This window comes from Jatrophihabitans sp. GAS493 (assembly GCF_900230215.1).
In the GTDB taxonomy this organism is placed as follows: domain Bacteria; phylum Actinomycetota; class Actinomycetes; order Mycobacteriales; family Jatrophihabitantaceae; genus MT45.
Genome location: NZ_LT907982.1, coordinates 949,033 through 970,587 on the forward strand (window position 1 = coordinate 949,033; position 21,555 = coordinate 970,587).

The following is a 21,555-nucleotide window of genomic DNA, read 5'->3' on the forward strand; positions in this document are numbered from 1 at the left end:
CTCTACTAATTGTTGGAGCTGAGCCAGCTACGCATGACTCGGGCGACGTCCTGAGGCTGGTTCTCGGCCAGGCTCACCAGCACTCGGCGCTGGTTGGCCAGCTCCTCCTGCCCGGCGGAGGCCTGGGTGAGCGATGGTGACGGCTCGACGATGACCTCCTGCGGCGTCTCGTACTGCAGCTGGTGGATCAGGTCGTCCATCTCGTCGGGCTCCTCCAGCGCCGCTCGTTCGGCGGCCTTGCGGCGGCGTCGACCGGCGATCAGAGTTCCGATGATGACGGCCAACACGAGCACCACCAGGCCACCGGTACGCAGCATCGAGTTGAATTGGGCCTTCTTCGCCGCGGCCTTGGCTGCGGCGTCGGCGGTGGCCGAGGCCTGAGCCGCCTGCTTGGCCGCGCTGGTGTCGAAGGGCATCGCCTCGATGGCCAGCTGGTCGCCGCGGGCCGGGTTCAACCCGGTGGCCGAGGTGATCAGGTTGGTGATCGCGGTCTTGTTGACGTTGGGGACACTGCTGTCCAGCACCACGGCGACGTTGAGCTTGCTGACCGCGCCCGGGGCGGCGACGGTGTTCGTCGTTACCGTCCCGACGGCGTTGTCCTTGGTGTCGCTGGTCTTGCTGTAGGCACCGTTGGCGGTGGCGCTGCTGGCCGACGTGCCGGCGACGCTTACCGCCGACTGCTGCGCAGCCGACGTGCCACCGGCGCCGAGGATGCCACCGCCGGCGTTGCCGGTTCCGGTGTAGGCCTCGTTGGTCGTCGACTCCGAGGTCGGCGGCGTGCCCGGCGTGTAGACGTAGGTCTTGGAGGAGGAGTCGGTCTTGTCGAAGTTCAGCTGCGCGTTGGCGATGACCGACGAGTGGCCGGCCCCGACGAGCTGATCGAGCATCGTCTGCAGCGAGCTGGAGAGCCGGCTGTTGTAGTCCTTGGTGGCCGCGGTCTGGGTATCGGCGCTGGTCGAGGAGTCAGTGCCATCCCCAGCGGAGAGCACCTTCCCGGTCGAGTCCGAGACGGTGACGTCGGCGGTGGCCAGACCCGGAACGCTGTTGGCGACGAGATTGACGACCGACTGCACCTGCCCGCTGTTCAGCGTCGTGCCGGGGGCGGTGGTGAGCAGCACCGATGCGGTGGTCTTCACCGTCCCGTCGTTGAAGACGTCCTGCTGCGGGATCGCGAGGTGAACGGCCGCGGCGTTGACGCCCTGGATCGACTTGATGGTCATCGAGAGTTCGCCCTCGACGGCGCGCTGGTAGTCGACCTGCTGCTTGAAGTCCGAGGTGGTGACGCCCTCCTTGTCCAGCAGGCTGTAGCCGCTGGAGCCCGAGGAGGGTAGGCCGGCCGCGCTGATCGCCAGGCGCTGCGCGTAGAGGTTGGCCTGCGGAACGTCGATCTCGGTGCCACCGGCGGCGAGCTGGTACGGAACCTTGTTGGTGTTCAGCTTGTCGATGATGGCGCTGGCGTCGGTGGCCGAGAGGTTGGTGAACAGCGGCGAGTAGGTCGGCTTGGCCGCCCACTGGGTGAAGACGTAGCCGCCGATGGTGACGGCGAGCAGGGCGACGATCGACACCGCCTTCTGCCCCGGTGAGAAGGCGAGGAAGCCATTCCAGACACGCTGGAGGAACCCCAGAAGTTGGTCCTTCATCAGGCCTGCATCCCCATGACCTGGTTAAAAGCGTCGACGGCCTTGGTGCGCAGCGTCGAGGCCAGGCTGGTCATCAGCGAGGCCTGCGTCGCGGCGATGGTGTAGTCGGCGACGTTGGTCAGCTGACCGGTCGCCGCCTGCACGGCCAGGTTGTCTGCGTTGCTCTGGGCGGCCTGCACCGAGTTCAGCCCGTTCGAGAGCATGTCGCCGAACGAGGTGCCGGAGGCGGCCGACGTCCCGGTGGTCGCCGGTGCGGCGCTGGCCGTGCCGGTGAGGCCGGAGAGGTCGGCGACCGAAGTGGTCGAGGGAAGAGCAGCGGAGATCGCACCGATGGCGGGGATAGTCATGAGGGAGCCTTAGAAAGTAGGGGGAATCAGGATCGAGCGTTCTTGCCGATGTCGAGCGCGGCCTGGTAGCACTGCTTGGCGCGGTCGACGACGGCGGCGTTGGCCTGCAGCGCTCGCTGGGCCATGATCATGTTGCCCATCTGCTCACCCATGTCGATGTCGGGAAGGCGGACATAGCCGTCCTTGTCGGCGACCGGGCTGCTCGGGTCGTAGGTGACACGCCCTTCGGCTGAGCCCTGGGCGAGCTTCTCGACGTGCACGCCGGTGCCGACACCGGTCGAACCGGCACCGTTCGCGGCCGCCTGCACGTAGGTCGCCTGAAACGCCGGGCCGGAGGTCGGGCTCACGGTGTTGATGTTGGCGATGTTGTTGGCGATGGTGTCGAGCCACGTCTGGTATGTCTCCATACCGGTGCCCGTGGTCGAGATCGCGTCAAAGAGTGGCATCGGGATCAGCCCTGCAGAACAGTGCTGATCAGCCCGTACTTGGCGGTCAAGGCGCCGGCGACGAGCTGGTTCTGCATGGTCGTCTCTTCATCGATGACGATCTCAGAACTGAGGTTGACGTTGTTGCCGTTCACACCGGAGTTGTCGGTGGAGGCTGTCTGCTGCACAACGGTCGAGGCAGGGTTGCCGGCGTTGAACGCACTGGCCAGGCTGTCCTCGAAGGAGACGCGCTGGGCTATGTAGCCAGACGTCTCGACGTTGGCGATGTTGTTGGCAGTTACTCGTTGGCGCTGCGCGAGGCCGGTCATGGCCGCTTGCAGTGTCACCGACGTGACGTCGTCGAGCACGATGCGAAACCTCCGATGGGTTTCGCCATTCCTTTGGCTGATGGCGAGCAATCCGTGCTCAACCTCATTCATCGGCCTCGCCGGGCCGGACTTGAGCGCCAATCGGAGAAAATTCGCGGATGATCCGCGGGTCGCTACCGCCTATACAACGAGCTATACGACGAGCTATACAACGAGGTCGATGTATGACGACGGATTGGGCTCGCGGTGCCGGCTGCGGTGGTGGCCGAGGGACGGCGGCAGCGCGTCAATCTCCTCGGAGATCCGAAGCTGGAGGGCGTCCATGCGGTCGCGGATCGCGGTCGCCCGGTCGGCGAGCACCGGCGGCAGCGGCGGCAGTGCGTCGCGGCTCGGGGGCGCCCAGTTCCACGGGGCCAGACCCTCGGGGGCCGGCTGCCCGTTGACCGATGGGCTCGGGGCGATCGGGCTGGTGTTGAGCAGCAGTTCGGTGGTGTCGGCGTGGGCCTCGAGGATGGCTAGTACGTCTAGCCAAGAGCGCTGGGCGCTCATCTCAGGCCACTCGTCCGGCGAGGTGGCCACCGGCGGCGTGGGTGCGCTCATCGCTGAGGTCATCAGCGGCCTGCCCCCACGCGGTACGCAGGTCCAGCACGATGGTGGCCAGGTGCGGGAGGAGTTCGGCGCCCTCCGGGCGGCCGGCGTCGAGCAGCTTGACCAGCAGGTAGCTGTAGAGCGACGCCAGATCCTGCGCGCCCTTCCACGTCGTGATGTTGAGGCTGGAGCGGAGTTCGGCGACGATCTGAACGGCGTGCGAGACGTGCGTGGCGGCGAGCGTCGCATCGTCGGCCTCGTGGGCCGCGCGGGCGCGGGTGATGTCCAGGCCGAGGCGGTCGTAGAGCATGACGACCCGCTGGGCCGGTGAGGCCGTCAGTACGCGGTCGGACAGGTATCGCGCGCGTGCGTCGTCGGATGCCACGATCATTCCTCACTTTCGCCGTGCGTCGAAGAGTCGCGAGACTCTGGAAGTCTGTAAAAGCCGGTGAATCATGCAGATGCGGTGCCGGATCGTCAGGTTGAGTCGACGATCGAGCACCGCCGCGGTGTTACGAGCTGGAGGAGCTCTTGCTGCCGTCGATGCTGGCCAGCGTCGAGGTGAGCCAGGTCGACTCCGACTGCAGCTTGGACAGCGCCGACTCCATGGCCGAGTACTTCGCGGTCAGGGCGGTCTGCATGTCGGCCAGCTTGCTGTCCCACTTGCTGATCTGCTTGGTGTAGTCGGCGGCCGTCGCCTGGTCGTTCTTCACCGCGAGGGTGAGTGAGCCCTTGACCGAGTCGGTCGCGGCGATCCCGAGCGTGTCGTAGGCGCCGCCGAGGGCGGTCCCGAGCGCGGCCTGGGTACCGGCCGGGTCAGCCGAATACGCGTTCGCGAACGCGGCCGAGTCGAAGGTGACCTGGCCGGTCGAGGTGAGCGTGACGCCGTACTGGTTGAAGCTGCCGCCACTGAAACCCTGGGCCACCGTCGACAGCAGCGACTGCTGCAACTTGGTGGAGAGCGAGTCGCTGGGCAGGATGCCGCCCTGGGCGGTGGCCTGGCCGATGATCGTGAAGGCGGCGTTCACCGAGTCGACAAGAGCCTGAACTTTGCTGCTCATTCCGGCCGAGTCACTGCTGAGGGAGAGGTTGACGCCGGTCGCCAGCGAGCTCACCGTGAAGGTGACGCCGGGGATGACATCGGTGAAAGTATTGGTCGAGCTCGACACCGTGTAGCCACCGTTGTTCGGGTCGCCGACGGTGATCTGCGCGTTCTGGGCGGTGACGACATCCTGCTGGGGGCTGTCCAAGCCGCTCGTGGTGAAGGAGTTCGCGGTGCCGGTTCCGGTCGAGGTGAGCTGCAGAATCGGGCCGGCGTCGGTGTTCACCACGGAGGCGCGCACCCCGACACCGGCCGAGTTGATCGCGGCGGCGACCGCGGCTGGGGTTCCCGACGCGGCGGTGATCGAGGTGGTGTTCCCACCGGTGGTGATGGTGAAGTTCGGCGGCGTGCCGCTGATGACGACTCCGCCAGCGGTGGCGAAGGTGCTCGTCTGGGCGCGGGCGACCTGGGTGACGTCGAAGGTGGCCGAGGAGCCGGCAGCGGCGGTGGCCGAAGCCGTGGCAACCACGGAGGTGTTCGAGGAGGCGACCGTGGCGGCTGACCACGTCGAGGCGGACTTCAGGGCCTCGGCGGCGGTCTGCACAGCAGCGATCTTGGTGTTGATGGCCTGGTAGGCGGCGATCACGCTGTTCTCGGTGTTGAGTTGAGTTTTCAACTGGGTCTGCGGCGCGGCGGCGACGACCATCAGCTGAGAGATCAGCGAGGCGGTGTCGATGCCCGAGGCCAGGCCCGAGATGCTGAAGGCTGCCATTGTCGGCTCCCTAGGTGGTATTGCAAAAGTCAGGCGAACAGGTGAAGCGTCACGGACGCGGAACTAGCGGAACTAGCGGAACTAGCCGCGATGCCCTGCAGAATCAGGGGATTCGTGAAGTTCAGTGATGAAGCGGTCCGTCCGTGGAGCAGGCGACTCGGCTGGGGGGAAAGCCACCTGCTCCACGAACACCTCTACTGGCTCTTAAGGACTACTGGAGCAGCTTGAGGATGGACTGCGGCGCGGAGTTGGCCTGAGCCAGCACCGAGGTAGCCGCGGACGTCAGGATCTGGGCCTGGGTCATGGTGGTGACCTCGGTCGCCAGGTCTGCATCGGTGATGTTCGAGCGCGATGCGGTGACGTTCTGGATGGTGCTCTGCAGGTTGCTCACCGTGTAGTTGAGCTGGTTCTGCGTGGCACCGACACCCGCGCGGTCCGTCGACAGGGTCGTCAGAGCGGTCGCGATGGTGGCGAGGGCAGCCTGGGCACCAGAGGTGGTGCTCATGTCGACACCCGAGGTACCGAGGGTCGTCGAGTCGGTCGCCGACAGCGTGAGGGTGACCTGGTCGGTGGACGCCGAGGTGGCACCAACCTGGAACACCATCGGGCTGTTGGCGCCGTCGAGCAGCGTCTTGCCGCCGAAAGCGGTGCTGGCGGAGATGCTGTCGAGCTGCGCGTTCAGGGCGACGACCTCGGACTGGATTGCGGCCAGCGAGTTCGTGTCCTGGGTGCCGTTGGAGGCCTGCACGGCGAGCGTGTTCATGCGCTGCAGGATGGACTGCTGAGTGGCCATGGCGCCATCAGCGATCTGGGCGACGTTGATGCCGTCGTTGGCGTTGCTGACAGCCTGGGTCAGTCCGTTGATCTGGCTGGTCAGGCCCTGGCTGATGGCCAGGCCGGAAGCGTCGTCGGCTGCCTTGTTGATGCGCAGACCGGAGGAGAGCTTCTGGAACGCGTCCTGCAGGTTGGCCTGGTTGGTGCTGAGGCTGCGGTAGGCGTCCATTGCCGCGGTGTTGGTGTTGATACGAAGACTCATTGTTATTCCTCCTGAATGATTGAGTCTGGTTCGCCCGGGGGGTTGGGCTTTACCGTCCCATCCGTGGGGCGGTACATCTATAGCATCGGCGGCGTCGTTGCAGACTTAAGCCGCTGATGAGCTTATTTTTGTTGCTCAGCCACTCTGTGCGAGGCCGAACGGGGCACCCTGGACCTCGCCGAGGGCGTTGGTCATGGCCAACCGGGCCGAGAGGGTGCTGCGGGTGGCGACGGCGGTGGCGTAGGCGGCGCGCTGCGCGGCCTGGCGGGCACTGCCCTCGGCGCGGGCGTTGGTCTTGCGGGCGGTGGCCAGCTCGTCGTCGGCCGGCTCCATGGCGGTGGACATCCCGTCGCGCAGGATCTTCAGGGCCTCGGCCCGCATCTGCGAGACGCGGGACTCGGTGACCCCGAGCTCGGCGGCGATGTCGCTCATCTTGCGCTCGGAGAAGAAGTAGTCCTCGACGACCGTGCGCAGACGCTCCGGGAGCTCGGCGATCGCGTCGTGCAGGTAGCCGATCTGCTCGCGCTGGACGAGCAGAGCCTCCGGACCGACGGCGGCGTCGGAGAGAAGCTCCGGTCCGCTGTTCGGAGCGAAGCCCTGCAGGCTGAGTACGGAGGCACGCTGTACGTCGTGGTCGATCGAGTCGACCTCGGCGACGGTGACGCCCATTGCCTGGGCGACCTCCTCCGGCTTCGGGCTGCGGCCCAGGGTGGAGGCCAGCTGGGCCCGAACGGTGTCGGCCTGGCGGGCCCGGCCACGGACGGAGCGGCTGGCCCAGTCGAGGCCGCGCAGTTCATCCATCAGCGCGCCGCGGATTCGGATCGCAGCGAAGCGTGCGAAGGGCACGCCGCGCGAGTCATCGAAGTTCTGGGCGCTCACGACGAGGGCGAAGAGTCCGGCGGACGTCAGCTCGTCACGGCTTACATGGGCAGGGACGCGGCCAAGGGTCTCGCGGACCAGGTGACCGACCAGAGCGAGGTTGGCGGTGACCATCGCGTCGACCTCAGTCGCGGACGGACGTGCAAGCGCGGGGGCGTGGGATTCCACGATTCCTCCATTGGGACCAGGCTGGAAGGCGACTCTGCGAGGCGCCTATTTACTTCCCCAGTTACTTCCCCGAGTACTACGTGGAGCTAAGTGGTGCGGTGTGGTGCCGACGCTCTTCCCGGAGCGTCATGCGGCTCTCCCGAGAGCCGCAGCCGCTCTTCCCGAGAGCGACCGTGTCGGTGTTAAGTCGACGTGAGTAGCATTAAGGCTGCCGGGTAGCACGTCAAGTTCAACTGAGATGTAATTTACATGAGCTCGGCGTTTCGTCCGATTCTGAGGCATATGCCCGGCCAAAAACCTTTACAGGACCCGTGAGTAGCTCGATCTTTAGGGGTGTCCCTACCCCTAATCGGGGTATCGGCTCACGTCTACTTCACGGCGGCCGACGGGCTGATCGGGTCTCACATCATGCCGATCTCACATCCCGGCCGGCCTACGTCCGACGAGGCGTCTCTCCTACTGCTCTATATGCAGTGCGGTCGGCGAATCTAAAGTGCCCAGATCGCTAAGATTTGACAGACGTCCGGCGATGGTTCATTTGTGGGCAATCATCAGCGAGGGAATCTCATGACTAGCAGCGACAACGCGCAGTCCTATTCAGCAGTGAGCAGCATGCTCTGGCGTGAACGCGAACTACTGGATCTGCTTCTGTTCAAACTGACCGAGGAGCGACTCATCCTCACAGACGGGGCGACCCGCTGGTTGGCACACGCCAACCGCGAGGTCGAGACCGTCCTCGGCGAACTGCGCGGTATCGAGGTACTGCGCGCCGCCGAGGTCGACCACCTCGCCGAGGGGCTGGGGCTCCTATCGGCACCGACGCTCTCGTCAATCATCGACGGGTCGCCGGAGCCGTGGCAGACCCTGCTGGCTGAGCACCGCAGTGCGCTCGCCGGCCTGGTGGCCGAGGTTCGGGCGATCACGGCCGAGAACCACCAGCTGCTCGCGGCGGGTGCCCGGTCGGTGCGTGAGACTCTGATGAGCCTGCGCGCCGAGGCCGGCACCTACGACGCCCGCGGCGAAGCCGTCACCCGGACCCGTGGTCCGCTGATCGTGGACGAGCAGGCATGACCGGCTTCGGGAGCCTGGTGCGGGCCAACAACGCACTCGGCGCGGCCAGCTACGGCCTCGACGTCACCGGACAGAACATCAGCAACGCCAACACCACCGGCTACACGCGCCAGCGCGCCGATCAGGTCTCGGTTGGACCGGTCAGCAACGTACCTTCTATATACGTATCGCGGCAGAGGGGTGACCAGGGCGTGGCGATCAGCGGCACCTCACGGTTGAACGACCCTGTCATCGATGCCCGCGACCGCCTGGAGAACTCCCGGTCGAGCTACCTCGCGACCGCGGCCTCCACGGCCTCGGCCATCGAGACCGCCTTCCCGGAGCCGACCACCTCCGGCCTCTCGGCCCAGCTCGACACCTACTTCCAGTCCTGGTCGGCGCTGGCGAACCAGCCGAACGCCAGTGGCACCGCCTCCACCGCTCTGCGCCAGGCCGTCCTCTCGGCCGGAACCGCGGTGACCACGTCCCTGAACACGGCCGCCCAGAACCTGGCCGACACCTCGGCCACGCTCACCTCGCAGCTCTCCTCCACGGTGACGGCGGCGCAGAACTCGGCCACCCAGCTCGGGCAGCTCAACGCGGCGATCAAGGTCGCCTCGAGCACCGGGCAGAACACCAACGCGCTGGCCGATCAGCGGGACATGATCCTGGCCGACCTGGCCAAGTCGGTGGGTGGCACGGCCACCATCAACTCCGACGGCACGGCGGATGTCACCGTCGGCGGACAGGCCCTGGTCACCGGCAACACGGTGAGCACGCTGGCCATCGACCCGACCTCGCAGGTCACGGTAAACGGCACCGTCGCCACCATGACGACCGGTGCCGCCGGCGCCCTCGTCACCGGCATCACGGTCACCGTCCCGGCGTACCAGGCGAAACTCGACAACGTCGCGGCGACACTGGCGAGCACGGTCAACGCCGCGCACCAGGCCGGCTACGACGCCAACGGAGTCGCCGGTGGCGCCTTCTTCTCCGGCACCACCGCCGCCACCATCGGCGTCGCCATCACCGATCCGGCCGAACTCGCAGCCAGCGCCAGCGCCAGCGCGACCGGTAACAATGACGGCACACAGGCCACCACGATCGCGAACCTGGCCACCCAGCCGGGCAGTGCCAGCACCACCTACGTGAACCTGGTCGGCGACGTCGGCTCGATGAGCGCCCTGGCGACCCAGCAGCAGACCATCCAGGACTCGGTGACCACCAACATCGACGCCACCCGGCAGTCCAACTCGGGCGTCAACTACGACGAAGAGGTCACCAACCTCCTCATGTACCAGCGCTCCTACCAGGCGGCGTCGCGAGTACTCACCACAGTCGACGACATGCTCGACACTCTGATCAACCGGACTGGAAAGGTCGGGTTATGACCGCGCTACGTATCACCGCCGGCTCCACGCAGTACGCCTCGATCCAACGGGTGCAGGCGGCCGCTCAGCGGCTGGCCGAGCAGCAGGCGAAGCTCTCTTCGGGGCAGCAGATCACCAAGCCCTCGGACAACCCGGGTGGCGCCATCAGCGCGCTCTCGCTGCAGGGGCAGATCTCGCGGAACACGCAGTACACCGCGAACGCCAACGACGCGATCGGCTTCCTGACCACCGCCGACTCCGCTTACTCCAGCATCGTCACGCAGGTCCAGAAGGCCCACGACCTGGTGCTGCAGGGCATGAGCACCGGCGGCAGCACTCCGGCCTCGGCCGGAGCCATCGCCCAGCAGATCGATTCGCTGCGCAGCGGCCTGCTGGCGGTCGCGAATACGACCTACAACGGCGCGCTGGTCTTCGGCGGCACCAGCTCCGGCACGGTGGCCTACGACAGCAGCGGCACCTACCAGGGTGACAACGGCGCGGTAACCCGCACCATCGGCCCCGGTAACACGGTGACGATCAACCAGACCGGTACCTCGGTCTTCGGCGCCAACGGCAGCAACATCTTCGATACGCTCACCGCGATCTCGACGGCGCTGACCACCAACCCGTCCAGTCTCGGCACGCAGCTCACCGCGCTGACCAATCAGCTCAACAGCCTCAGTGCGAGCCAGGCCAGCGAGGGTGCCACCTACAACCAGGTGCAGACCGCGCTGACGGTGGCCGATACCGCGGCCACCCAGCTGAAGGTCAATCTCGCCGATGTCTCCGAGATCGACTTCCCGCAGACGGTGATCGACGTGACGTCGGCCAACACCGCCTACCAAGCGGCCCTGCAGACCACCGCTACGATCTCGCAGCGCTCCCTCCTGGACTTCATCCAGTGAGCGCGGCGATGAGTCACGAGGTCAGCCACGGCGACCCGGCCGACTTCACCGGATCGGCCAGTGCGCTGACCCTGGTCGAGTTCGCCGAGCCGATCGCCGGCTTTCCGAACGAGCAGATCTACACGCTGAGCACCATCGACGACGCAGGTGCGTTCTTCTCGCTGCGGGCCGCGGCCTCGCCGGAACTGCGGTTCATCCTGACGCCGCCGGCTCTCTTCTTCCCGCAGTACGCCCCGAAACTCGACGAAACGCTGCTGTCGACCATCGGCGCGCCCGACGAATCGGACGTTCTGCTCTTCGCGATTCTGACCGTTCAGAAGAGCATTTCCGACGCCACAGCGAACCTCCGGGCCCCCATCGCACTCTGCCGGAGTACCGGTCGAGCTGTGCAAGTTGTGCTCGATGACGAGAGTTTGTCGTTCCGAGAGGCCATCGACCGGTAATCTGAACCTTCCGAACCATTATCGGGAGGATTCCCCGTGCTGATACTTACCCGCCGCTCCGGTGAGAGCGTGATGGTTGGGGATGACATTGTCATCACGATCTTCGAGGTACGCGGCGATGCGGTACGCATCGGAATTCAGGCACCGCGCTCGGTAGCAGTGCATCGTGAAGAGGTCTACCTCGAGCTACAGGCGGCCAATCAGTCCGCCGCATCCCCCGACGACGACGTGATCGACGCGCTGCGACTCAACGAACGCCGGCCGCCGGCCTGAGACGCTAGTTCGCTCGGCTCGCTTCTGGCTGGGCCGGCTTAGCTGGCGACGCTGGCCTCGGGGTCAGTGAATCCGGCGATTACGGTGTCACCGATCTCCTCCAGCGCGGCCAGCTGAGCCGGGCTCAGCCGGTCGATGACGTAAGCGCGTACCGCCTCGACGTGCTTCGGAGCGGCCTCGCCCAGCGCGGACAGCCCCTGTGGTGTCAGTTGGGCGACCTGGCCCCGGCGGTCGGTCTCACAGTCCACCCGGTCGACCCAGCCCCGCTCCTGCAGCCGGGCCACCGCGTGCGAGAGGCGACTGCGCGAGGAGCGGGTGACGTCGGCCAGTTCGCTCATCCGCATCGACTGATCCGGTGCCTCAGACAGCCTGACCAGAATGACGTAGTAGGCGTGCGGGATGCCGGCGTCCTGTTGCATATCCCGATCCAGGGCGTCGAACAGCAGAGTCGCCGACTCGACGTAGGCACGCCACGCCCGCTGCTCCGGCGGCGTCAGCCAGCGGTTTTCGTCCATTTAAGTGAACAATGCCCCTTATGTTGATTGCGTACGCAACTAGAATGATGTTAAACCGGCCCCTAAGCCTAAACCGGAACCGGCTCAGAACCCGGTTACCTCGACTTCCAAACCAAATGGTATGTAGAAAGTTCCTACTTACCGGCGTACGATTCTCTTTGCGTTGGGGGGCTTGCCCTGTGGTTCACGCATTAGGGCGCGCCGTGCCGGATTGTGAAACACGGCAGAAGTAACCTCCCCCCGTGTAATGATCTATAGACGCGTACCTGCGGGTCGCCCATAAGCTGCCGCCCCCATCGACCCCCCCGCGATGGGGGCGGCCCCCTTTTCCGGCCGCCTTTCCGGCCCCCCTCCGGGCGGCGGCTATTCGGTCGAGTCAGCCAGCGGCGGCACCTAGACTGGGGTGGCCCGATCCGCCTCCCACCTCTGAAGGACGTCGCGTGTCATATCGACGCATGCCGGATAGCCCCGTCCGTGCCCTACTGCTGGAGCAGGTCCACCCAGACGCCACCTCGATCCTCACCGCCGCCGGCTTTCAGGTTGAGAATGTCGCCCGCGCCCTGGACGAGGACGAGTTGATCGAGCGCATCGCCGGCGTAACGCTGCTGGGCATTCGCTCGAAGACCAACGTCACCGCCCGAGTCCTGGAGGCGGCCACCGAACTCGAGTCGATCGGTGCCTTCTGCATCGGCACCAACCAGATCGACCTGGAGGAGGCTTCGGCCCGGGGGGTCACCGTCTTCAATGCGCCCTTCTCCAACACCCGCAGTGTCGTCGAGCTGGCGATCGCTGAGATCATCTCGATGACCCGCCGCCTCACCATCAAAGACCGCCTCATGCACGAAGGGGTCTGGGACAAGTCGGCCGACGGCGCCCACGAGGTGCGCGGACGCACGCTCGGCATCATCGGCTACGGCAACATCGGCACTCAGCTGTCGGTGCTGGCCGAGAACCTCGGCATGCGAGTCCTCTTCTTCGACACCGCAGACCGGCTCGCGTTGGGCAACGCCTCGCGCTGCACCACGATGGCCGAGCTGCTCTCCCAGTCCGACGTGGTCACCCTGCACGTCGACGGACGGGCCTCGAACAACGACCTCTTCGGCGAGGAGGAGTTCGCGCTGATGAAGGCGGGCTCGCTCTTCCTGAACCTCTCCCGCGGCTTCGTGGTCGACTACGCCGCGCTACGCGAGCACCTGGAGTCCGGCCACATCGCCGGTGCCGCGGTCGACGTCTTCCCGGTCGAACCGAAGGGGCGCGGCGATGAGTTCGTCTCCGAACTGCGGGGCCTGCCCAACGTCATCCTGACCCCACACATCGGTGGTTCCACCGAGGAGGCGCAGCAGGACATCGGCCGCTTCGTGGCCGGCAAGTTCCGCGACTTCGCGCTGGACGGCTCCACTGCGCTGAGTATCAACCTCCCCGGCGTGGCGCTGCCGCAGCGGCCCGGCGGCCACCGGTTGATGCTGATTCACCGCAACGTGCCGGGCGCATTGGCAACAATTAACGGGGTGTTCGCCGAGCACAAGGTCAACGTCGAGGCCCAGCTCCTCGGCACCCGTGGCGAACTCGGGTACGTGGTAACCGATACCGCCGCCGCTTACACCCCGGAGATTCTCGCTGAACTCACGGCCCTGCCGGAGACGGTGCGACTCAACGCGCTCTCCTAGACGGCGCGCCCGACTTCTTAGACGGTCTATAAGGGCTGACACGGTATACCGGTCGCCTAGTTGCGCACGCGCCTCAGTGGAATTATGATTATGTTACCCGTCAGTAACTAAAAGGACCGTCACAGGTAACTCTCCTGGACGGAATCTGCACAATCATTCAGGGAGAGCCACCCGCTATGGGCCACTACAAGAGCAACGTCCGTGACATCGAGTTCAACCTCTTCGAGGTACTAGGTACCAGCGCGAACTGGGATCCGAAGGTGTTCGAGGGAATCGACGAGGACGCCGTGCGCGGCCTCCTTCCCGAGATCGCCCGCCTCGCCGAGGGGCCACTCGCCGAGTCCTTCGCGGACGCTGACCTACACCCGCCGGTCTTCGACCCGGCCACCAACACCGTCAAGATCCCCGAGTCGCTGAAGAAGTCCTACAAGGCCCTTCAGGACGGCGAGTGGTGGCGGCTCAGCTGTATCCCCGAGCTCGGCGGCACCCGCGTCCCGAACTCGGTCGCCTGGGCCGTCGCCGAGCAGGTCCTCGGCTCCAACCCGGCGCTGCACATGTACGCCGCCGGTGCCCCGTTCGCCGGCATTCTGTACCGCAACGGCAACGACACCCAGAAGAAGATCGCCCAGCTGATGGTCGACAGGCAGTGGGGCTGCACCATGGTCCTCACCGAGCCGGACGCGGGCTCGGACGTCGGCGCCGGCCGCACCAAGGCCATCGAGCAGGCCGACGGCAGCTGGCACATCGAGGGCGTCAAGCGCTTCATCACCTCGGCCGAGCACGACATGACCGAGAACATCATCCACCTGGTGCTGGCCCGTCCCGAGGGCGCTGGGCCGGGCACCAAGGGCCTGTCGCTCTTCGTGGTCTCGAAGTACCACTTCGACGTCGAGACCGGCGAACTCGGCGAGCGCAACGGTGCCTACGTCACCAACGTCGAGCACAAGATGGGCCTCAAGGCCTCCACCACCTGTGAGCTGCGCTTCGGTGAGAAGGAGCCGGCCGTCGGCTACCTCGTCGGCGACATCCACGACGGCATCGCGCAGATGTTCCAGGTCATCGAGAACGCCCGCATGATGGTCGGCACGAAGGCCATCGCCACCCTCTCCACCGGCTACCTGAACGCGCTGGCCTACGCCAAGACCCGCGTCCAGTCGGCCGACCTCACCAAGGCCGCCGACAAGGCCGCGCCGCGCGTGACGATCATCAACCACCCGGACGTGCGCCGCAGCCTGATGCTGAACAAGGCCTACGCCGAGGGGCTGCGTTCGCTGGTGCTCTACACCGCCTCCTCGCAGGATCGCATCCAGGTCGGCGAGCAGAACGGCTCCGACACCGCGCTCGACGAGGCGATCAACGACCTGCTGCTGCCGATCGTCAAGGGCGTCGGCTCGGAGCGTTCCTACGACCAGCTGGCCCAGGCGCTGCAGACCTTCGGTGGCTCCGGATACCTGCAGGACTACCCGCTCGAGCAGTACATCCGGGATGCCAAGATCGACACCCTCTACGAGGGCACCACGGCCATCCAGGGCCAGGACTTCTTCTTCCGCAAGATCATCCGCAACAAGGGGGCCGCACTCGGTGCCCTGTCGGGGGAGATCACCACGTTCCTCGCCTCGATCGCCGACGAGGGACGTCTGAAGGAGCAGAGTGCCGCCCTGCAGAAGGCGCTGGAGGACTTCGGTGCCTCGGTCGGTTTCATGACCCAGCAGCTGATGAGCGCCCAGGACGACATCCGCAACATCTACAAGGTCGGCCAGAACACCACCCGCCTGCTGATGTCGGCCGGTGACCTGATGGTCGGTTACCTGCTGCTGCGCCAGGCCGCCGTCGCGCTCACCAAGCTCGACGCGAACGGTGTATCGGCCGCCGACCGCGCCTTCTACGAGGGTAAGTACGCGGTCTCGCAGTTCTTCAGCGCCACCGTGCTGCCCGAGCTGACGGCCCGCCGCCTCATCACCGAGTCGACCGACAACTCGCTGATGGAACTCTCCGAGGACGCCTTCTAAGCAGCAGCATCCAGGCGAACCGCAGACGGGCGCCGCTCGGGACCTTGATCCTGGGTGGGCGCCCGTTTTGCTGTTCGCCTAGATTCGTAGCTGACCGAGCGTGAACGGGAAGGGAAGCTCAGTGCCTCAGTGGATTGACCTCGACGGTGCGGTCAATGTCCGAGACGTCGGCGGGATGACGACCACGGGCGGGCGCCGGGTGCGTTCCCGTCGGCTGATCCGGTCGGACAACCTGCAGGACCTCTCGCCGAAGGACCTACGGCTGCTGATCGAGGACCTGGGAGTGCGGGCCGTCTCAGATCTGCGCACCTCCGACGAGGTTGGTGCTGAGGGGCCGGGGCCGATGACGCGCCAGCCGGGTGTCCTCATCGAGCACAACTCGCTCTTCAGTGAGGCCGGTCAGAACACCGACGCCGCAGCCGCCGAGGATTCCGCCGACGAGATCGATCCCGTGGAGGCGGCGCTCACCGCCGCCGACCCGGTGCTGCTGCCCTGGCAGATCCGCGACAGCCACCACGACTACGCCAACCGGGGCGCGGTGGACGTCTACTGGCGCTACCTGCTCGATCGGCCGGACTCCATCGTCGCGTCGCTACGCCTGATCGGGCGAACCGACGGCGCGGTCATCGTGCACTGCGCGGCCGGCAAGGACCGGACCGGTGTGGTGGTGGCGATGGCACTGGCCGCCCTCGGTGTCGAGCCGGAGCAGATCGTGGCCGACTTCGCCCTCACCGCCGACCGGATCGAACTGATCTTCGCCCGGCTGGGTGCCTCACCGACCTACGCCCGTGACGTCGCCGACGGCGAGATCGACAAGCACCGCCCGCGGGCGGAGACGATGCGGTCGCTGCTGCGGCGCCTGGACGAGGAGGTCGGCGGAGCCTCCGGGTGGCTGGCCGGGCACGGGTGGAGCGAGATCGACCAGTCCGCGCTGGAGGCGGCCCTGCTGGAGTAGAGCTGGCTCAACCCGACCTCGACCCGCACCCCAGGCCGGCCGTCCTCAGCCGAAGAGGATCAGTTCCAGCTCGCTCGAGCCGTCCGGGCTCAGGGTCACCGGGACTCCCCAGTCCTGCCGGGCCAGATGGCAGGCCGGGTACTCGATCGACGGATCGTCGTCGCAGGAGGCGGCCTGGGCACTGATGTGCAGCACCCCCTCGGTGAATCCCGGCGCCAGCCGCAGCCGACGCTGCAGCGCGCTGCCCTCGCCGGCGCCGTCGAGCAGCAGCTCCGGTGGCGAGGCACTCACCGACAGCCGGGTGGCCGGCCCGTCGCGGTCATCGAGCTTGCGCCCCGGGGGCGCGTCGAACATGACGTGCAGCTCGACCACCTCGTCGCTGATCTGGCTCGGGGGGCGCTTCGTCTGCAGGCGCGCCCCGCTGACCAGCTCATCGCCGGTCCCGGGCACCGCTTCGCCGAACGGGACGCGGGTCAGCCGGTTGGCCGCCGACTCCACCACCAGCAGGTCGTCGCCGAGCAGGATGGCGCCGCTGGGCTCGGCTAGCCCCTGGGCGATCGTCGAGACGGTGGCGCGGCGCGGATCGTAGCGGCGCACGCTGGAGTTGTAGGTGTCGAGGACGGCCAGCGAGCCGTCGGTGAGCAGGGTGACCCCGAGCGGGTGCTGCAGGCGGGCCTGGGTCGCCGGCCCGTCGACGTGTCCGAAGTCGAAGAGACCCTCGCCGACGACGGTGTGCAGCTGCGCCGCCCCGTCCTCGGCCAGCTCGAGGTAGCGCAGCGCCGAGGTCTCGGCGTCGACGAACCAGAGCCGCTCGCCCTGCACGGCGAATCCGGACGGCTGGGCCAGCCACCCATCCAGCGCGTCCCCGTCGCCGAGACCCTCGACGGTGGTGCCGGCCAGCACCTCGGTCTGCCCGGCCGCCGGATCTACGGCGAGCAGCAGATGTACCCCGGCCGCGGCGACGACCAGGCGCCCGAGGTGCGGCCACCAGACGACGTCCCAGGGCGAGAGCACCGCGGGGACCGGCCCGGTGACTGTGGTTGCGCCGGCCAGCTCGGCCGGCAGGTCGATCGTGTGGATGACCGCGCCGTCGCTGAGCCGGACGCCGCGCAGCACGTGATTCACCGTGTCGGCCACCACCACGTCGTAGCCGAGAGCGAGTTCAGCGGGGAGGAGGCAGAGCCCGTTCGGCTCGGCGAACTGGGCGTCGGCGGCGGGGCCATCGCGGTGGCCCCGCTCCCCCGAACCGATGCGGCGAAGCACCGTCTTGGCATCCAAGGCGAGCTCGACGAGTGAATGGCCGCCGGCATTGGCGACCAGCAGCGACGCCTCGTCGCGGCCGTTTCGGCCAGCCGGGAGCTCGATCACCTTGGCCGGGAAGTAGAGCGTGCCGGCCGGCCGATCGGAGCGCGATCGGAGGCTGAGCGGTGAGGAGTCGGTCGGGGTGCTCAGCAGTTCGTCGATCACCATCTCCAGCGAGCTCACCTGCCCCTCGCCGGCCGCTTGGGCCACGACGTAGCCCTGCTGATCGATGAGGACCAGGGTCGGCCAGGCCCGCACCGCGTACTGCTTCCAGAGGGTCAGTGCCGGGTCGCTGCGCACCGGGTGGTGGATGCCGTAACGAGCGGTCGCCGCGGCGACGCTGGCCCGGGTCGACTCGTGGGCGAACTTCGGCGAGTGCACACCGATGACGACGAGCTCGTCCGGGTGCTTGGCCTCGAGGGGTCGCAGCTCGTCCAGGACGTGCAGGCAGTTGACGCAGCCTGATGTCCAGAAGTCCAGCAGAACCACGCGGCCGCGCAGCCCGGCCAGCGTCAACGGCTCTTCGGTGTTGATCCACTCGCCGTCGGTGCGCAGCTCGGGGGCACGGACTCGGAATCGCTGCATGACCTCCCCATGCTAGCCAGCCCGCTAGCCGACCCCCCGCTTCTCGCCCTGTCCCGTGTCCCCGCCTTGTCCTTCCAAGAACCGGTTCCGGCGCGGAGAGCGGTACTTCGACAGACAAAGCAGTGCCCCGGACGGAGGTTGCGTGAACGACCGGCCGCCCAGCGGCGCATTGAGACCCGGAAATTGAACCGGCCCCCGTCACAGGGTGACGGGGGCCGGAAGGCCCAACACAGCCATGTGCCGTCGGGGGGCGACTCATGGTTGCGTCAGGGTTGAGCAGCTGCCATCGGCCGTTCGGGGGGACGGCCTGCGGCATTGACTCGCGCAAGTACAGGGGAGAACTAACGCGAGTCATTGACCTGACGTTGTGCTGGGGGGATACAACGCCAGATCTCCCATGCGACTTCGGAAGTAAGTCGCATTGGCTATGGCGTGAAGGCAAGCGAAGCTTGCGATCACGAGTATGTGACCGCCGAAGGACTTTGATTCCAACGGTGGAGGTGGATCCAGACAGTGCATGTCCGCACAGTCCGGGATCAATACCGGAAATCAACCGGCACGGTTTCTCGCTGACTGAGGCGCACTCGGATCGCGTTGATGACCACCGGGCAATTCGTGCTGGTCTTCAGTCGTTCCTTAGTTGCAACTGCAATTAATTTGTTTTGGTGCAGAACAAATCATGGCACAGATCCATTAGGGTGTCTAGCTTGTGTTGGCCTACTTCACATTGCTTTCACTCGGCATTTCCTTAACAAAGTGATGGTGCGATGCTCCAGAGAATGCAAATGGCAGCGTCGAGCCAGCCTTGTGAGCTGACTGATTCGGTTCAGGTTCGGTTTCGATCCCGTGCCGTCGACGCTGCCATCCAACTGATCGGCAGCTGCGGCTCAGAGTTGCGCCAAACCGGGAGTGCGCAGCACATCCGCGACGTCGACCAGGAAGTGCGCCCCCTGCTCACCGTCCACCAACCGATGGTCGAACGAGACCGCGAGCTGAGCCACCCACCGCGGCTCGATGCGCTCGGACGCATCTCGACCAACCACCCACGGCCGGCGGGCGATCGACCCGAGAGCCACGATCGCAGCCTCCCCGGGGTTGATGATCGGCGTACCGGTGTCGACTCCGAGCGGGCCGATGTTGGTGATGGTCAGCGTGCCCCCACTCATCTGCGCCGGTGTCGTCCGTCCGGCCCGGGCGACCCCGGTCAGCTCGTCGATGGCCAGCGCCAAATCGCGCAGGCTGAGGGACTGTGCCTGCTTGATATTCGGCACGATCAGCCCGCGCTCGGTGGCCGCCGCAATACCCAGATTGACGTCGTGATGCAGCACGATCTCCTGCGCCGCCTCATCCCAGCTGGAGTTGATCTCGGGCGTGCGAGCCGCGGCCAGGGTCACCGCACGAGCCACGAAGACGAGCGGGCTCAGCTTGACCCCGGCGAACTCGCGGCGGGCGGCCACCTCGTCGCGCAGGCTCATCATCGCGCTCACGTCCACCGAGATGAACTCGGTGACGTGCGGTGCGGTGAAGGCCGAGGCGACCATAGCCGCGGCGGTGTGTTTGCGCACGCCACGGATCGGGATACGGGTCTCGCGCACCCCTGCTGGCTGTCCGTTCAACGGCGGCGGTGTTTCGGCGACCGGCTGACCGCCTTGCCGCCCGGCCGCCTGCTCGACGTCGGCCCGGCAGACCGTCCCGTGCGGACCGGTCGGCGCCACCTCGCGGATGTCGACGCCGAGCGACTTGGCCAGCTTCCGGACCGGTGGCGTGGAGAGCACAGCCGCGGTAGCCGGGGCGGGTGGGGCTGGAGCGGCCACCGGGCTCGACGGAGCGGGCGCCGGCGTCCCCGGATGACTCGTTGTCGGTCCGCGCCGACGGCGGCCGGGAGCGGTCTCCGTGGGGGGTCCGTACCCGACCAGGACGGGCTGCCGTTCGACCCGCTCGGGCTGCTCGGTCTGGGCCGGCTGCTCGGCCGCCGCTCCGACGGCGATCGAGATGATCGGGCGCCCGACGTCGACCGTCTCCCCGGCGGCGGCGTGCAGTTCGACCACCACCCCGGTGAACGGGGACGGCAACTCGACCGCCGCCTTGGCCGTCTCCACCTCGACGATCACCTGATTCACCTCGACCGTGTCACCGGGCTGGACCGACCAGGTGATGATGTCGGCCTCGGTCAGCCCCTCCCCGACGTCGGGCATCAGGAACTGCTTGACCTGCTGCGTCTCCAACATGGCTCAGTACTCCATCGATCGGTCGACGGCGTCGAGGAGGCGGTCCACATTGGGCAGCCACTCCTCCTCGAGACGGCTCGTCGGATACGGAGTGTCGAAGCCGGTCACCCGCATGACCGGCGCGGCGAGGGAGTAGAAGGCGCGCTCCTGGACGCGGGCCGCGACCTCGGCCCCGACACCGAAGCTCGAACTCGCCTCGTGCACCACCACCATCCGCCCGGTGCGCTGCACCGACTCGACCAGCGTTGCCGTATCCAGCGGTGAGATGCTGCGCAGATCGATCACTTCCAGGTCGCGCCCCTCGCCGGCGGCGACCTCGGCGCACTGCAGCGCGGTGTCGACCATCGGCCCGTAGGCGACCAGCGTGAGGTCGCGGCCCGGCCGCAGAATTCGCGCCTGGTGCAGCTCCGGAGCCGTCGAGGCCACCGATCCCTTGGTCCAGTAACGGCGCTTCGGCTCCAGGAAGACGACCGGATCGTCGCTGGCGATCGCCTGCTGCAGCATCCAGTAGCCGTCCGAAGGGTTGGAGCAGGCGACCACCTTCAACCCGGCGGTGTGCGCGAAGTACGCCTCCGGCGATTCGGAGTGATGCTCCACCGCACCGATTCCACCGCCGAACGGGATGCGGATCGTCAGCGGCACGTTCACCAGCCCGGCTGAGCGGGAGTGCATCTTGGCCACCTGGCTGACGATCTGGTCGAAGGCCGGGTAGACGAAGCCGTCGAACTGGATCTCGCAGACGGGCCGGTAGCCGCGCATCGCCAGACCGACCGCCGTGCCGATGATGCCGCCCTCGGCCAGCGGGGTGTCGAAGACGCGCTCACTGCCGAACTGGGCCTGCAGCCCGTCGGTGATCCGGAAGACGCCACCCAACTTGCCGACGTCCTCCCCCATCATCAGGACCTTCGGGTCGGCCGCCATCGCCCGGTGCAGTCCGGCGTTCAGCGCCTTGGCCAACGTGAGCGTGCCGGTCGGCACCGACTCCCCGGCGCCGTCGAGCCCGGCGGGGGCGGTGCTGAGGGTGGCG

General features: G+C 66.9%; 21 protein-coding genes. 8 read left to right on the forward strand and 13 right to left on the reverse strand.

Translation table 11 applies throughout. The features are described 5' to 3' along the window. Positions 1-5: 5 nt before the first annotated feature. From fliF to CPH63_RS04420, 9 genes are all read right to left on the reverse strand, one after another. Positions 6-1,640: a flagellar basal-body MS-ring/collar protein FliF gene (gene fliF / locus CPH63_RS04380; RefSeq protein ID WP_096301738.1), complete on the reverse strand. Its 1,635-nt coding sequence runs from the start codon at positions 1,638-1,640 to the stop codon at positions 6-8. After that, entirely contained in the window at positions 1,640-1,987 is a 348-nt protein-coding gene (gene fliE, locus CPH63_RS04385; protein ID WP_096301739.1) for a flagellar hook-basal body complex protein FliE, read from the reverse strand. The genes fliF and fliE overlap by 1 nt, the downstream gene beginning before the upstream one ends. A 26-nt stretch (positions 1,988-2,013) precedes the next feature. Beyond that, positions 2,014-2,433, reverse strand: coding sequence for a flagellar basal body rod protein FlgC (locus tag CPH63_RS04390; RefSeq protein WP_096301740.1), 420 nt, complete (start codon positions 2,431-2,433; stop codon positions 2,014-2,016). 5 nt (positions 2,434-2,438) lie between these two features. Further along, positions 2,439-2,780 (reverse strand): flagellar basal body protein, encoded by a 342-nt coding sequence (locus CPH63_RS04395; protein WP_197704568.1) that lies wholly within the window; start codon positions 2,778-2,780, stop codon positions 2,439-2,441. Between the two features lie 165 nt (positions 2,781-2,945). Continuing rightward, the gene (locus tag CPH63_RS04400) at positions 2,946-3,341 is read right to left on the reverse strand and encodes a hypothetical protein (protein WP_157749271.1); all 396 of its coding nucleotides are present in this window, start codon (positions 3,339-3,341) and stop codon (positions 2,946-2,948) included. Continuing rightward, entirely contained in the window at positions 3,292-3,714 is a 423-nt protein-coding gene (fliS, locus tag CPH63_RS04405) for a flagellar export chaperone FliS (RefSeq protein WP_157749272.1), read from the reverse strand. The genes CPH63_RS04400 and fliS overlap by 50 nt, the downstream gene beginning before the upstream one ends. Positions 3,715-3,841: 127 nt before the next feature. Beyond that, the gene (gene fliD / locus CPH63_RS04410; RefSeq protein WP_096301744.1) at positions 3,842-5,143 is read right to left on the reverse strand and encodes a flagellar filament capping protein FliD; all 1,302 of its coding nucleotides are present in this window, start codon (positions 5,141-5,143) and stop codon (positions 3,842-3,844) included. Positions 5,144-5,354: 211 nt separating this feature from the next. Further along, positions 5,355-6,179 (reverse strand): flagellin, encoded by an 825-nt coding sequence (locus tag CPH63_RS04415; RefSeq protein WP_096301745.1) that lies wholly within the window; start codon positions 6,177-6,179, stop codon positions 5,355-5,357. A 135-nt stretch (positions 6,180-6,314) separates the two neighbouring features. Further along, complete coding sequence (locus CPH63_RS04420) at positions 6,315-7,226, reverse strand: sigma-70 family RNA polymerase sigma factor (protein ID WP_197704569.1); 912 nt, start codon at positions 7,224-7,226, stop codon at positions 6,315-6,317. A 567-nt stretch (positions 7,227-7,793) separates the two neighbouring features. On the opposite strand from CPH63_RS04420, the gene flgN reads away from it, so the two are divergent. From flgN to csrA, 5 genes are read left to right on the forward strand one after another with little or no spacing between them, the layout of a single operon-like run. Next, entirely contained in the window at positions 7,794-8,297 is a 504-nt protein-coding gene (flgN, locus tag CPH63_RS04425; protein ID WP_096304939.1) for a flagellar export chaperone FlgN, read from the forward strand. Continuing rightward, positions 8,294-9,667, forward strand: coding sequence for a flagellar hook-associated protein FlgK (gene flgK / locus CPH63_RS04430; RefSeq protein WP_096301747.1), 1,374 nt, complete (start codon positions 8,294-8,296; stop codon positions 9,665-9,667). Before flgN ends, flgK begins: the two co-directional genes overlap by 4 nt. Next, a complete protein-coding gene (locus CPH63_RS04435) occupies positions 9,664-10,551 on the forward strand; it encodes a flagellar hook protein (RefSeq protein WP_096301748.1) in 888 nt (295 codons plus the stop codon). Before flgK ends, CPH63_RS04435 begins: the two co-directional genes overlap by 4 nt. Before the next feature lie 8 nt (positions 10,552-10,559). Then, positions 10,560-10,994, forward strand: a complete 435-nt coding sequence (gene fliW, locus CPH63_RS04440; RefSeq protein ID WP_157749273.1) for a flagellar assembly protein FliW — start codon at positions 10,560-10,562, stop codon at positions 10,992-10,994. 36 nt (positions 10,995-11,030) lie between these two features. Continuing rightward, a complete protein-coding gene (csrA, locus tag CPH63_RS04445) occupies positions 11,031-11,267 on the forward strand; it encodes a carbon storage regulator CsrA (protein ID WP_091352301.1) in 237 nt (78 codons plus the stop codon). 38 nt (positions 11,268-11,305) lie between these two features. On the opposite strand, the gene CPH63_RS04450 is transcribed toward csrA, so the two are convergent. Continuing rightward, positions 11,306-11,782, reverse strand: coding sequence for a MarR family winged helix-turn-helix transcriptional regulator (locus CPH63_RS04450; RefSeq protein ID WP_096301750.1), 477 nt, complete (start codon positions 11,780-11,782; stop codon positions 11,306-11,308). A gap of 455 nt (positions 11,783-12,237) precedes the next feature. Between CPH63_RS04450 and serA the strand changes: the two genes are divergently transcribed. The 3 genes from serA to CPH63_RS04465 all read left to right on the forward strand — a co-directional run bounded on the left by serA (position 12,238) and on the right by CPH63_RS04465 (position 16,413). Continuing rightward, complete coding sequence (serA, locus tag CPH63_RS04455) at positions 12,238-13,449, forward strand: phosphoglycerate dehydrogenase (RefSeq protein ID WP_096301751.1); 1,212 nt, start codon at positions 12,238-12,240, stop codon at positions 13,447-13,449. Positions 13,450-13,625: 176 nt separating this feature from the next. Next, positions 13,626-15,458, forward strand: coding sequence for an acyl-CoA dehydrogenase (locus tag CPH63_RS04460; protein WP_096301752.1), 1,833 nt, complete (start codon positions 13,626-13,628; stop codon positions 15,456-15,458). A gap of 121 nt (positions 15,459-15,579) precedes the next feature. Then, positions 15,580-16,413 (forward strand): tyrosine-protein phosphatase, encoded by an 834-nt coding sequence (locus tag CPH63_RS04465; protein WP_197704570.1) that lies wholly within the window; start codon positions 15,580-15,582, stop codon positions 16,411-16,413. A gap of 45 nt (positions 16,414-16,458) precedes the next feature. Here the strand turns inward: CPH63_RS04465 and CPH63_RS04470 are convergent, their stop codons facing one another. From CPH63_RS04470 to CPH63_RS04480, 3 genes are all read right to left on the reverse strand, one after another. Beyond that, positions 16,459-18,300, reverse strand: a complete 1,842-nt coding sequence (locus CPH63_RS04470; protein WP_096301753.1) for a thioredoxin-like domain-containing protein — start codon at positions 18,298-18,300, stop codon at positions 16,459-16,461. 887 nt (positions 18,301-19,187) lie between these two features. Further along, positions 19,188-20,528, reverse strand: a complete 1,341-nt coding sequence (locus CPH63_RS04475) for a dihydrolipoamide acetyltransferase family protein (protein ID WP_096301754.1) — start codon at positions 20,526-20,528, stop codon at positions 19,188-19,190. 3 nt (positions 20,529-20,531) lie between these two features. Then, positions 20,532-21,506 carry an alpha-ketoacid dehydrogenase subunit beta gene (locus CPH63_RS04480; RefSeq protein ID WP_096304941.1) on the reverse strand — a complete coding sequence of 325 codons (975 nt, stop codon included), beginning with the start codon at positions 21,504-21,506 and terminating at the stop codon, positions 20,532-20,534. Positions 21,507-21,555: the final 49 nt, after the last annotated feature.

What these genes read in the sequence shown, in the direction of transcription:
- fliF (WP_096301738.1), bottom strand. Translation starts at nt 1,640, where the DNA reads ATGAAGGACCAACTTCTGGGGTTCCTCCAGCGTGTCTGGAATGGCTTC.
- fliE (WP_096301739.1), bottom strand. Translation starts at nt 1,987, where the DNA reads ATGACTATCCCCGCCATCGGTGCGATCTCCGCTGCTCTTCCCTCGACC.
- CPH63_RS04390 (WP_096301740.1), bottom strand. Translation starts at nt 2,433, where the DNA reads ATGCCACTCTTTGACGCGATCTCGACCACGGGCACCGGTATGGAGACA.
- CPH63_RS04400 (WP_157749271.1), bottom strand. Translation starts at nt 3,341, where the DNA reads ATGAGCGCACCCACGCCGCCGGTGGCCACCTCGCCGGACGAGTGGCCT.
- fliD (WP_096301744.1), bottom strand. Translation starts at nt 5,143, where the DNA reads ATGGCAGCCTTCAGCATCTCGGGCCTGGCCTCGGGCATCGACACCGCC.
- CPH63_RS04415 (WP_096301745.1), bottom strand. Translation starts at nt 6,179, where the DNA reads ATGAGTCTTCGTATCAACACCAACACCGCGGCAATGGACGCCTACCGC.
- flgN (WP_096304939.1), top strand. Translation starts at nt 7,794, where the DNA reads ATGACTAGCAGCGACAACGCGCAGTCCTATTCAGCAGTGAGCAGCATG.
- flgK (WP_096301747.1), top strand. Translation starts at nt 8,294, where the DNA reads ATGACCGGCTTCGGGAGCCTGGTGCGGGCCAACAACGCACTCGGCGCG.
- CPH63_RS04435 (WP_096301748.1), top strand. Translation starts at nt 9,664, where the DNA reads ATGACCGCGCTACGTATCACCGCCGGCTCCACGCAGTACGCCTCGATC.
- fliW (WP_157749273.1), top strand. Translation starts at nt 10,560, where the DNA reads ATGAGTCACGAGGTCAGCCACGGCGACCCGGCCGACTTCACCGGATCG.
- CPH63_RS04450 (WP_096301750.1), bottom strand. Translation starts at nt 11,782, where the DNA reads ATGGACGAAAACCGCTGGCTGACGCCGCCGGAGCAGCGGGCGTGGCGT.
- serA (WP_096301751.1), top strand. Translation starts at nt 12,238, where the DNA reads ATGCCGGATAGCCCCGTCCGTGCCCTACTGCTGGAGCAGGTCCACCCA.
- CPH63_RS04460 (WP_096301752.1), top strand. Translation starts at nt 13,626, where the DNA reads ATGGGCCACTACAAGAGCAACGTCCGTGACATCGAGTTCAACCTCTTC.
- CPH63_RS04470 (WP_096301753.1), bottom strand. Translation starts at nt 18,300, where the DNA reads ATGCAGCGATTCCGAGTCCGTGCCCCCGAGCTGCGCACCGACGGCGAG.
- CPH63_RS04475 (WP_096301754.1), bottom strand. Translation starts at nt 20,528, where the DNA reads ATGTTGGAGACGCAGCAGGTCAAGCAGTTCCTGATGCCCGACGTCGGG.